General features: G+C 50.6%; 11 protein-coding genes. 1 reads left to right on the top strand and 10 read right to left on the bottom strand.

What is annotated here, in order from left to right; genetic code table 11:
- Positions 1-45: 45 nt before the first annotated feature.
- Positions 46-1,467: a dihydrolipoyl dehydrogenase gene (gene lpdA, locus FRY98_RS11175; protein WP_148451822.1), complete on the bottom strand. Its 1,422-nt coding sequence runs from the start codon at positions 1,465-1,467 to the stop codon at positions 46-48.
- Positions 1,468-1,624: 157 nt separating this feature from the next.
- On the opposite strand from lpdA, the gene FRY98_RS11170 reads away from it, so the two are divergent.
- Positions 1,625-1,921, top strand: a complete 297-nt coding sequence (locus FRY98_RS11170; RefSeq protein WP_148451821.1) for a DUF2627 domain-containing protein — start codon at positions 1,625-1,627, stop codon at positions 1,919-1,921.
- Between the two features lie 69 nt (positions 1,922-1,990).
- Here the strand turns inward: FRY98_RS11170 and FRY98_RS11165 are convergent, their stop codons facing one another.
- From FRY98_RS11165 to dxs, 9 genes are all read right to left on the bottom strand, one after another.
- Complete coding sequence (locus FRY98_RS11165) at positions 1,991-2,212, bottom strand: hypothetical protein (protein WP_225040510.1); 222 nt, start codon at positions 2,210-2,212, stop codon at positions 1,991-1,993.
- 152 nt (positions 2,213-2,364) lie between these two features.
- Entirely contained in the window at positions 2,365-3,405 is a 1,041-nt protein-coding gene (locus tag FRY98_RS11160) for a Cfr family 23S rRNA (adenine(2503)-C(8))-methyltransferase (protein ID WP_148451820.1), read from the bottom strand.
- Between the two features lie 599 nt (positions 3,406-4,004).
- Entirely contained in the window at positions 4,005-4,805 is an 801-nt protein-coding gene (spo0A, locus tag FRY98_RS11155) for a sporulation transcription factor Spo0A (RefSeq protein WP_148451819.1), read from the bottom strand.
- Positions 4,806-5,029: 224 nt separating this feature from the next.
- Positions 5,030-6,352, bottom strand: a complete 1,323-nt coding sequence (spoIVB, locus tag FRY98_RS11150) for a SpoIVB peptidase (RefSeq protein ID WP_148451818.1) — start codon at positions 6,350-6,352, stop codon at positions 5,030-5,032.
- Between the two features lie 188 nt (positions 6,353-6,540).
- Positions 6,541-8,265, bottom strand: coding sequence for a DNA repair protein RecN (gene recN / locus FRY98_RS11145; protein ID WP_148451817.1), 1,725 nt, complete (start codon positions 8,263-8,265; stop codon positions 6,541-6,543).
- Positions 8,266-8,301: 36 nt separating this feature from the next.
- Positions 8,302-8,751: a transcriptional regulator AhrC/ArgR gene (ahrC, locus tag FRY98_RS11140; RefSeq protein ID WP_148451816.1), complete on the bottom strand. Its 450-nt coding sequence runs from the start codon at positions 8,749-8,751 to the stop codon at positions 8,302-8,304.
- A gap of 29 nt (positions 8,752-8,780) precedes the next feature.
- Positions 8,781-9,251: a hypothetical protein gene (locus FRY98_RS11135; protein WP_148451815.1), complete on the bottom strand. Its 471-nt coding sequence runs from the start codon at positions 9,249-9,251 to the stop codon at positions 8,781-8,783.
- Between the two features lie 146 nt (positions 9,252-9,397).
- The gene (locus tag FRY98_RS11130) at positions 9,398-10,246 is read right to left on the bottom strand and encodes a TlyA family RNA methyltransferase (protein ID WP_148451814.1); all 849 of its coding nucleotides are present in this window, start codon (positions 10,244-10,246) and stop codon (positions 9,398-9,400) included.
- 82 nt (positions 10,247-10,328) lie between these two features.
- The gene (gene dxs, locus FRY98_RS11125) at positions 10,329-12,227 is read right to left on the bottom strand and encodes a 1-deoxy-D-xylulose-5-phosphate synthase (protein ID WP_148451813.1); all 1,899 of its coding nucleotides are present in this window, start codon (positions 12,225-12,227) and stop codon (positions 10,329-10,331) included.
- Between the last annotated feature and the right edge of the window lie 33 nt (positions 12,228-12,260).

Below are 12,260 nucleotides of genomic sequence, written 5' to 3'. Positions count from 1 at the left end.
CTTATTATAATCCCTTTCGCCGGAAAAAGAAAATAATAGTTATCACTATAGGGAAAGGGAACGTCCTTCGACAGCCAGCGCAGCTTCCCCGATAATTTCGGAGAGCGAAGGATGGGCGTAAACGGCTTGGCCGATTTCCCACGGCGTCGCGTCAAGAAGCTGGGCCAACGCGGCCTGTGCGATCAACTCCGTCGCATGGGCTCCGATGATTTGTACCCCGAGCAAATCCTCGGTTTCGGCATCGGCGACCATCTTTACAAACCCTTCCGGCTCCCCTTGCACCAAAGCTTTTCCGATCGCGGTAAAAGGGACCTTCGCCGTTTTCACATTCCTTCCCTGACGCTTGGCTTCCGCCTCGGTCCAGCCGACGGAGGCCACTTCCGGCCGGGTGTAAACGCAGCGCGGAACCTGTTCGGTTCTATAGCCGTGAGACGGCTCACCCGCCAGGTGGTTTACCGCCACAATCCCTTCATGGCTGGCGGCATGAGCCAGCTGCAGACCGCCGATGCAGTCGCCGATCGCGTAAATATGAGGCTCGGTCGTTTGCATATGTTCGTTGACGCGAATAAAGCCCTGGTGCAGTCCGATATCGGTATTTTCCAATCCGATATTTTCCACGTTGGCTTGACGCCCGACCGAGACCAGCAGTTGATCCCCCGTCAATTCAACGACGGTTTCACCGCTTTGCGCCGTAATATGCACGCGGTTCTCCTCCACCCGGTACGTGTCGGTCAGTACCTTGGCCCCGGTCAACACCTCGATTCCCCGTCGCTGCAATTGTTTCAGCAGCTCGCGGGCCACCTCTTCGTCTTCGGCCGGCAACAGCTGTTCCGCCGCTTCGACAACCGTCACCTTAACGCCGAAATCATGCAGCAAAGACGCCCATTCCACCCCGATCACGCCGCCGCCGACAATAATCATCGATTCTGGCAGCTTCTCAAGCGCCAAGGCTTCGTCGCTGCTCAGGATATGAACTCCGTCCGGCGTCAATTCCGGTAACGTCCGTGGGCGTGATCCCGTGGCGATAATCAGGTTGGCCGGAACGACCGTCTCCATCTCTCCATCGCTTAGTTCCACCGCCACGGCTCCGCTTTTCGGCGAGAAAATCGAAGGCCCGATAATCCGGCCGGTCCCTTCCAGCACCTTGATTTTATTTTTGCGCATCAAATACTGCACGCCTTTATATAACTGATCGACAATTCCCTGCTTCCGTTCCTGAACTTTCGGAAACACCAGGGAAACGCCGGCCGTTTCAATGCCATAGCTCTCGCTGTTCTTCATTTGCGCATACAATTCCGCACTCCGGAGCAATGCTTTGCTCGGAATACATCCGCGGTGCAGGCAGGTTCCACCGAGCTTGTCCTTTTCGATGATTACGACCTCTTTCCCCAACTGAGCCGCACGAATCGCGGCGATATATCCGCCGGTTCCTCCCCCGAGTACCGCCACATCGCATGTAATCGCCATTTCAACACTCCCACCATTCTTCATTGATTAAATTACTTTTATCATTGTACCTCGTTTTTTCGCTATTACAAACAAGCCGCTCACATGGACAGAACGCCGGGAAGATTGTATGATAAATGAAAATGAGCCTTTTTGCGAAAGGAAGTCGCTTACCTCCATGAAACTGATGCTTTCCCGTTTTATAGCCATCGTCATTTTGGTGATTCCCGGTATTGCCGCCATGACCGGCTTTTTGAAAATGAAGGACGCCTTGTTTATATATATGTCCCAACACGGTGACGACACGCTCACCCATGTTTCTTTTGACTGGCTTACCTTTATTGTGGGACTTCTGCTGTTTGTGCTGGGGATCGGTTTTCTGGGCGGATGGATTTATTTTCGCGATCGCAAGCGAAATTATGCCGGTCCCCGTAAAAAAGCCCGTCAAGCCGCTGCTCAACCTTCGCAGAAATAACCGAGGAAACGCCAAAAGATCTTTCTCCTTCACTTAGAAGAGGAAAGATCTTTTATTTTTTGAGCAGCTTCATTCATAAAGCGCATCTTTTAATTTACTGGACATTCTCGGCGTGTTTGCCGATCTCAACCGCACGACGGTTTTACGCAAGCGCTCATTTTCCGCCCGAAGGTCGCTAAGCTCTTGAATGGCTTCGCGTATCCGTTCCCGCTCCTCCTGATCCAAGCCGGGGCGTTCCATAAAACGTTTCAGAAACATCTCGCTCATTTTTTGCTCATTTGATTCCTGCATCCCTTTTTCCTCCTACCCGGGTCCTTCCGCTATTGTATCATTTAATATGGGGATCTACTTGCACCGCAAAAAAATTTATGAATGCAGTAAATTCTATTGCCTAAGCAGGGGAATAATTTAAAGAAACCATCCCCCATGTAGGCTTGAATTTTTTATATTTGCTTATTGTACCCGTATAGCTGACCGCATGCAGCATCAATATCCGTTCCAAATTGCGTCCGTACAGTGACTTTGATTCCCTGTGACTTCAAGATACCTGCAAACTTTTGAACCCGGTCTTTGTCGGATTGATGAAAGCTTTCGGGCGTTACGTCTGTTGAATTGTAGGGGATCAAATTAACGTGATATAAATGTTCCCAAGATCCTCTGTGCTTTAATAAAGCGGCGATGGCTTCGGCATGCTCATTTGAATCGTTTTCTCCTCGAAGTAAAATATATGCAATATATACTTTTCTCCCTGTATTCCGAATATGTTGATCCAACTCGTTTAACACATCATTCAGCGGAAACCGTTTGTTAATGGGCATCAGTTCACTCCGCTGTTCGTCAAACGGAGAGTGAAGCGAAAAGGTTAGGTTAACCTGCGGAAATTCCTTGGCCAGACGATCGATACCCGACAAAATTCCGATGGTGGAGACCGTAATTCTTCGATGCCCCAAGCCAAAGGTTCGTGGATTCGTTAGAATCTTGAGCGCGTTGAAAATATGTGGATTGGCCAGCGCCTCTCCCATGCCCATAAACGATACGCTATCCAAGGCATAACCATTTAAATGAAAATATAACAGTTGATCCGTAATTTCATCAGCGGTTAAATTTCGTTTCAGCCCGATTGTACCTGTAGCGCAGAAGCGGCAGCCGTATCCGCATCCGCACTGACTGGAAATGCAGTATGATTTCCAGCCGCGTTTATAGCTTAGTTGAACCGCTTCAATATGGTCGCCGCCCGCCATCGAAAAAAGCACTTTATTCACTTGTCGGGACGTCTTTTGCATGACAGGCGTTAAGTTTAAAACATGTTCACCAAAGTGCTTAATTAATTCCTTTCTTATCCCCTTGGGCAGTGAAGTCATTCTGTCGTATTCACCGATTCGTTGCTTGAAGATCGCATCCGCAATTTGTTGGAACCGATATGCAGGTTGTTTCAATTCAGTCAGTACGTGTTGCATCATTTCGTATTTCGAAGTTGATGTCATGTTTTTTCTCCTTTTGAGCCGGAGAATAGGCCTTAAGCATCCTTAACGGGTGCTTAAAATCTACATTAACCAACTAAATCTGTACCCACGAAGATGTAATAGAGTCGCTACGTGCATCTATCAATAGATGGAAAATGCTCCGGCATCCGTTTAGTAAAATCGTGAACCGTGCCAACGGACAATGAACGGTTCACAGGAACATGTACAACCTCAACCATGTATTTCAACCTCCTAGAGTAGTTAACAATCTTCCTTAAACAATAAAGAGCTACAAGAAAGTTACCTTTCTTGTAGCTCAAATAATAAATACTAAAATCAAACCCATTAAAGGATTAGATATTGTTATGTATTTGAGTGAAGAGAATAAGTAACTTTCTTGCTTAACAAAGAATAAAACAAGTTTTGTTTTATCGTTCGTAATGTAAGCAAGAAATATTACATTATTCTCATCAGCTCCTTCTAAAAATAATTGCCATTATTGTAGCATAACCAATTTCACAATTCCACCTTGCTCTGCTTCCAAGGTCGGCAAAATCGAACCAGCAGAATTGCGTTTCCAAAACCAGAAATCCCTTGCGGTGTCTTTACTCCTTATCCTTTCACGACACCTTATGCTCAATTCTTAGCTTGTCAGCGACCATCGCGATGAACTCGCTGTTAGTCGGTTTAGACTTGCTGATGTTGATCGTGTAGCCGAACAAATGGCTGATGGAGTCGATATTCCCCCGCGTCCAGGCAACCTCGATCGCATGACGAATCGCGCGTTCCACACGGGATGGAGTGGTTTTGAACTTCTCGGCAATCGCGGGGTACAGCGTTTTGGTGATCGCTCCCAAAATTTCGATATTGTTATAGACCATCGTAATCGCTTCGCGCAAATACTGATATCCCTTAATGTGCGCAGGTACACCGATTTCATGAATGATGGACGTGATATTTGCGTCGAGATTTTTTCCTTTTCCCAAAGGCACCACATTGGACTTCGTAAACGTCGCCGTCGATGTGCTTGAGGTGGTTTGAACTCCAACCAGCTGACGAATACGGTTTGCCAGCACTTCCATATCGAACGGCTTAAGGATATAGTAAGAAGCCCCTAATTGAACGGCCCGCTGGGTTATGTTCTCCTGGCCGAAAGCGGTAAGCATAATGATTTTGGGCTGCGGATTCAGGTTCATGTCGCGCAGACGCTCGAGGACACCCAGTCCGTCCAGGTGCGGCATGATGATATCCAAAATCAGTACGTCCGGCACCTTCGACGCGTTTTCGATCATGTCCAGTACTTCTTCCCCGTTATAAGCGATTCCCGAGACGACCATGTCGTCCTGCCCCGAAATGTATTCCGCGAGCAAATTCGTAAATTCTCGATTATCATCCGCCAACAACACTTCAATTTTCTGCACTGACCTTTGTCCTCCTTAAGTAATTAAAATTAAGTATTTTTATTTTCTTCTCTTCCAGAATAAGGATTCGACATACAAAAGTAAATTCCTTCTGTCGAAAATTATTTTTCTTTATTTTTTTATTCAGTTGAGATATAATAATTCATTTATTTACATATTATCTCTTAATTCATTTTTTTTCGACAATTCCAAACATCCCGCTAAGAAAAAAATCTTAAGGCGAATTAGCCCGCCTTAAGATTTTGTGTAGTCCCTTGCAAGATGCCGGCGTCCTGCAGCATCCATTCAATAAAACAACCATAGCCTGAACGCGGGTCGTTAACGAACACATGGGTTACCGCACCGATGAGCTTTCCGTTTTGGATGATGGGGCTCCCGCTCATTCCCTGAACGATACCGCCGGTTTTCTCAATCAGCCGCGGATCGGTAATTCGCAGAACGATGCCTTTGGTCTCCGGTGCGCTTTGTTTGGAAACATGCACGATTTCCACTTTAAACCTCTCCACCTTCTGTCCTTCGACAACGGTCAGAATCTCCGCGGGTCCCTCCTTAATTTCCTCAGAAAAAGCGACCGGGATCGGCTTTTGATACACGCTGTAATCCGGATTTTGATCCATACGGCCGAAAATGCCGAAATGCGTGTTCCGTTCGATATTTCCGAGCGTTCGGCCCTCTTTTATGAAGTGCGCTCTTTTCTCGCCCGGTTCGCCGCTCTCACTCTTGGAAATCGAGGTAACGCTCGATTGCAAAATTTGTCCGCTTCCCACCACGATCGGGGTTTGCGTATTCATATCCGTGATGACATGCCCAAGCGCTCCATACACGCCTTGATTCGGTGCATAGAAAGTTAGTGTTCCGACGCCAGCCGCGGAATCCCGGATATAAAGCCCGAGTCTCCAAGCCTTGTCGTGCCCGTCGTAAGCCGGGTGAAGCTGCGTTGTCATCGTTTTGCCGTTTCGCTGATAAGTGACCTTGAGCGGCTTGCCCGACTCGCCGGCCTGTTCCGCTAACTTGGCGACATCCTTAATATCCTTTAATTCCGTTCGATTCATATGCGTAATCAAATCGCCTACCTGAATGCCGGCGGCCTCACCCGGTGAAATCTTCTTGGTTCCGTCGCTCACCTGATGATGGCCCACCACAAGAATACCGGCGGATTTCACCTTGACGCCGATCGTCTGACCGCCGGGTATCACTTTCAAATCGGGAATCACATTGACTTTCACGGTTTTAAGAGGGAGTTTACCGAATAATTTCATGCGCAGCTTGGCTTCGCCGCTGTTCATGGGAGACAGTTCCAGGGGATTCCCTAAAGACACTTCCATGGATGGCGTGGTTTGACCGTTTAACCTGACAATGTCCGGACGGTCCACACTAATGCTGGCATGTACGGGCAATGCCAAATGCAGTTGTCGTCCTTGTCCCTGGAACAGACGCAGTTCATCCGGCAATTCAGGCAAATGCCCCTCGGCGGCGGAGGTGCCAAGAAAACAAAAAAAGAAGGCAAATAAAAGGCCGAGCAGTCTTTTCCTGAGGTTCGGGTTCAATGGCTGTCACGCTCCCTTTGCTTCTTTCGCTTGACGAAAAAGGTGGTCGCCAATTGCGTACCTATAAGATACCCCGGGCCAGGTCTTTTATTACTGTCAATGATTGACCCGAGCCCTAAAGGGATTGCTTATCGAACCAATTCCGACCGCTGGAGGGAGTCATTGAACTTATCCGAAACGTCAAGCCGTTACTTCTGCTTCTGAGCCTTGGCCAAATTAAGCATTTCCTTGGCGTGATGCTTGGTTTTGTCCGTAATTTCCACGCCTCCGAGCATACGCGCCAACTCCATGACACGTTGTTTATCGGTAAGTTCGTCCACACGTGTCATGGTCCGGCCGTCTTCGACCACCTTTTCGATCAAATACTGCTGATCGGCCATGCACGCCACTTGCGGAAGATGCGTAATGGAGAAAACCTGGCAAGTCTGCGAGAGGCGGTATAACTTCTCGGCGATCGATTGGGCGGCCCGTCCGCTGACACCGGTGTCCACTTCGTCAAAAATTAAAACAGGAACCTCGTCATGGCGGGCAAAAATGCTCTTAAGCGCCAGCATGATCCGCGACAATTCCCCACCGGAAGCAATCTTGCCCAGCGGACGAAGCGGTTCCCCCGGATTCGGCGAAATCAAAAATTCGGCGCTGTCGATGCCCTGCTTCCCGGGCCGAACCTTCTTTCCGTTCCACTCGATTCCACTCCCCACGTCCTCCACCGGGCTTAACTTCACCTGAAAGGAAGTCCGGCCCATTTGCAAATCCTTAAGCTCATGCTCGATTTGCAGCGCCAGCTCATCTGCTTTCTTTCGGCGAACTTCACTCAGCTTCGCTGCCTTCTCCAACAGAGAGGCCAGCAGCTTTTCCCGTTTTGCTTCAAGTTTTTCAAGCAGTTCGTCCTTATTTTCAAGCGTTTCGCTCTCATGACGGATTTTATTGTAATAGTCCACAATTCCTTCGACGCTATCTCCGTATTTCCGCCGCATGGAGGAGATCAGGTTCAACCGATCCTCCACCTCCTCCAGCCTAATGGGGTTGAACTCAATATTCTCCCGGTAGGAGCGCAGACCGAAGGACACATCTTCCAGCTGGTAATAAGCCGTTTGGAGTTGTTCAAGCAGCGGAGTAATTCCTTTGCCGTCGTAAGTTGCCGCCTCGGTAAGACGCGAAATCGCTTTGGCGACGGCCTCCAGCCCCTGCTGACCGTAAAGCAATTCGTAAGCTTGGGAAACGGCATCCATCATTTTCTCACTATGGGATAGTCTTACCTTCTCTTCCGTCAGCCATTCATCTTCCCCCGGCTTCAAGGCGGCCGCCGCAATTTCTTCCAGCTGGAACCGGTACAGATCCAACATTTGCAGCGCCTGCTGACTGGTGTTACGCAGCTCGTTCCATTCCTTGTTCACCTTGACGAACGAAGCGTAGGTCTCCTGGTAGTCCTTCTTCACCGGCTCGATCTCCTCGTAACCGTAGGCATCGAGCAGTTCCAAATGACGTTCGGAGCGAAGCAGGGTCTGGTGTTCATGCTGTCCATGCAGATTTATGAGGCTCTCCCCGACTTCGCGGAGCATGGTCAAGTTGACAAGCTGTCCGTTGATTCTGGCCGTACTTTTCCCTTGAGCGCTGATTTCCCGCCGAATAATCAGCGATTCGGCCCGCTCGGCGCTAATGCCGAATCCGGAAAGCAATGACCAAACGCCATGGCTTTCGGGGAGATCAAAAGCCGCCTCCATCTCCGCTTTTTCGCAGCCGTAACGGATCAAATCGGCCGAACCCCGGCCTCCGGCGATCAGCCCAAGTGCATCGATAATAATCGATTTACCGGCGCCCGTCTCCCCGGTCAACACATGGAACCCGGGATGAAACGTAATATCCACCGATTCCACAACCGCCAAATTCCGAATCGATAAATGGACTAACAACGTGACAGCAACTCCCTTCGAGAGCAGTTCATAATTTTAAGAAATAAAGCTCATAATTTGATCGATAATGAACAAAGCATACTCCTCGCTGCGGCAAATCATCAGGATCGTATCATCCCCGCAAATCGTCCCGAGCAAATCGGGCCATTCCATGTTGTCGATCAAAACGGCCACGGAATTGGCCGTCCCGGGAAGACATTTCACCACGACCAGATTGCCGGTATGATCGATATGTACAAAACTGTCGACCAAAGCGCGTTGCAGTTTCTGAACGGGATTGTACCGCTGGGCCGTCGGCATGGAGTATTTATACCTCCCGTCATCCGTCGGCACCTTGATCAGCATAAGCTCCTTGATGTCACGGGAAACGGTCGCCTGCGTGACCTGGAACCCCGAGCTCCGAAGCGCATCCACAAGCTCATCCTGGGTTTCAATTTCCCGGTTCGTAATAATTTCTCGTATTTTAATATGTCGTTGACCTTTCATAACGCCCTCCATCTTCCTTAACGGTCTGATTACCCTTCCTCCTCATCGTCGGCGATGAGGGTGATCTCTTTCAGCATCCCCTGATCCGCATCCAAATAAATCACGCCGGCGCAATCGGGATAGAGAAGCAAATAAGGAAGCAGTTCCTTACGCAAGCCGCTGCCCGTCCACTCCAGGGGCATTCGTTCCCTGGCGGTTCTCACCAGATAGAATTCCCCGCCTTTGGTCGCGATATAGTCGATAAACAGCCTGCTGTGCAAAATACTCCCGTCCACTTTAAAAGCGAGCGGCACTTTCAGTTTGTCGCTGACCACTTCATATCCGGCGGCTTCAAGTAAATCGACCGCGGGATGTTCCATAATCTCCTCGTTCATGATAAACCCGATTCCGGATCTTAAAGGATAAGGTTTGCGAACCCAGGAGCGGAATCCTCGGTAACCGAAATACAGGCCGATGGCGGCAATCAGCAACATCAGCATCGCGTCTGAGAACCCACCCATCTCCATCACCTCAGTGGTTGTATTCGACGCCGAAGGCCCAGCTCCTGTTCACTTCTTACGAAAAACCCGGGTGAAGTTCGAAATTTAATCAACTCTATTATAGGGAACATTTGTTCCGATTTCAATCCCGGGCAAGCAAAAACCCGTCACGAAGACGGGTTTGCATGAAACTTACGCGCTGCCTCCGCAATGACCTTGCGGGCGATTTCCTTAATATCTCCGGACTCTTTAACAAGAGCTCCATCCTCTTCCCTTCCTAGTCCAAAATGGGCAAGAAACTCAATATTCCCTTCCCCGCCGGTAATCGGCGAAAAGGTAAGCCCATGCAAGGAAAATCCGAGATCCCGCGCCTCATTCAGCACCGTTTCCAGAACCTCCTGATGTACTTTCGGATCGCGCACCACGCCGGATTTTCCTACTTTCTCCCGCCCGGCCTCGAATTGCGGCTTAATCAGGGCGGCGATATCCGCGGGGCGGGAGAGCAGCTCCAGGAGCGGAGGAAGAATAATTTTCAGCGAGATAAACGACACGTCGATGCTGGCGAAACTCGGACGGGGTCCGTCCAGATCGGCGGGAGTCATATAGCGAAAATTCGTCCGCTCTTTGACGTTGACACGCTCATCGTTACGGAGCGACCAATCGAGCTGATTGTAGCCGACATCGATCGCGTAAACGTAACTGGCTCCGTGCTGCAGTGCGCAATCGGTGAACCCTCCGGTCGAGGATCCGATATCCAGCATGACTCTTCCGTTCAGATCGATGCCGAATTCCTTGAGCGCTTTTTCCAGCTTTAAGCCGCCTCGGCTCACATAAGGGTGTACGGCGCCTTTGACCGTGATGGGAAGACTGCGGGGAACTTTCATTCCCGCCTTCTCGATCCTTTCCGACCCGCTCAAGACAAGCCCGGCCATAATCGCCGCTTTCGCTTTTTCCCTGCTTTCAAAAAAACCCTGCTCCACCAGCAGGACATCAATTCTCTCCTTGGATTCGGACATTCCCATTCTCCTGACGTTCCCGGTGAAAGGAGAAACTCGCGGACGGAACTTCCGCCTGCGAGCTTTCACCGCACTGATTTATTTATTCTTTGGCCAACCGCAGACTTTGACCGGCACGATGTTTATGAACATTCCGGACCACATCCTCCGCGGTTAAGCCAACCTCTTCCAACTGTTCGTTGATGCTGCCGTGCTCGATGAACCGGTCCGGTACTCCCATTAATGAGATGTCCAGGCCGGACAAATCCCGCTGCGCATAAAACTCCAGCACCGCACTGCCCAAACTGCCCGCCTGGGAGGCTTCCTCAAGCACGATCATATGCTGATTCCGCCGGGCGAGTTCCATGAGCATCTCCTCATCCAACGGCTTCAGAAATCTGGCGTTAACCACAGCGGCTTGAACGCCTTCCCGTTTGAGGGTATCCGCGGCCGCCTCGGCAACCTGCACCATCGGGCCAACCGCGATAATAATCGGTCCGTCCCCATCGCGGAGAATTTCCCAGCTTCCGATCGGGAGCGGGACGAGTTCCGCGTCGAGCGGGACCCCCGGTACATTGATGCGCGGATAGCGGAAACCGATCGGGCCGTCATTATACTCCAGCGCGGTTTTCATCATGTGCCGGAGTTCATTCTCGTCCTTCGGCATCATCAGGACCATATTGGGAATATGACGTAAAAAAGCGATATCAAACACACCTTGGTGCGTCTCGCCGTCAGCTCCCACAAAACCGGCCCGGTCGATGGCAAACATCACATTAGCGTTGTGACGGCAGATATCATGAACGATCTGGTCATACGCCCGTTGCATAAACGTCGAGTATACGGCAAAGACCGGCTTGAGCCCTTCCATCGCCAGCGCCGCGCACATGGTCGCCGCATGCTGTTCGGCGATTCCGACGTCGATCATTCGACCCGGGAACCTTTCCCCGAACTTCACCAAACCCGACCCGCCGGGCATCGCCGGGGTTACGGCGACAATCCGCTCGTCCTCCTCGGCCAGCTCGATCAGCGTCTTTCCGAATACATCGGTATAAGTCGGGTTGCCGACCGCCTTCAGCAGCTGTCCCGATTCAATTTTGTACGGCGTCGAAATCCCGTGCCACTTAAACGAGTCCTCTTCAGCCGGCGTGTAACCTTTGCCCTTCGTAGTCAGGACGTGCACCAGTACCGGACCGCTGACATTGTTGGCTTGCTTGAACGAATCGATCAGCCCCGGCAAGTCGTGCCCATCCACGGGCCCGAGATATTTAAATCCCAGCTCTTCGAACAACACCCCGGACACCATCATGTACTTCAGGCTGTCCTTCAATTTCTCCGCCGTCTTGGCGAGCTTTCCTCCGACCGCGGGAATTCTCTTCAACAGCTGTTCGACCTCGTCCTTGGCCCGCAAGTAATTCCGGTCGGAGCGGATCTTGGTCAAGTAATTGTGCATCGCCCCGACATTGGGAGCGATCGACATCTCGTTGTCGTTCAGAATGACCATAAGATCTTTCTTCTCGTGGCCGATATGGTTCAAAGCCTCGAAGGCCATGCCGCCGGTCAGTGCTCCGTCGCCGATGATGGCGATGACTTTATGGTCCTCTCCCTTTAAATCCCGGGCCAGAGCCATCCCCATCGCCGCGGACAGCGAGGTGCTGCTGTGTCCCGCCTCCCAGACGTCATGCTCGCTTTCGCAGCGTTTGACGAAGCCGCACAGCCCGTCTTTCATCCGAAGCGTATCGAATCGATCCATACGTCCGGTCAATATTTTATGAACATAGGCTTGATGCCCTACGTCGAAAATAAATTTATCCCGAGGGCTGTTGTAACAGTAGTGCAGGGCGATTGTCAACTCGACCACCCCCAGATTGGGAGCCAAATGGCCGCCCGTAACGGACAGCTTTTCAATTAAGAATTGGCGAATATCGGCCGCTAGCGGAGTCAATTCCTCGATGGAGCATGACTTTAAATCGCCGGGTCCCTTAATCTGTGAAAGCAGCACCTGGATTCCCCGCTTTCCTGAATGGATTTCTTG

The sequence above is a fragment of the Paenibacillus faecis genome, assembly GCF_008084145.1.
In the GTDB taxonomy this organism is placed as follows: Bacteria; Bacillota; Bacilli; order Paenibacillales; family Paenibacillaceae; genus Fontibacillus; species Fontibacillus faecis.
Note: the sequence above shows the minus strand (reverse complement) of the source record. Positions and strands in the feature narration are given on the sequence as shown.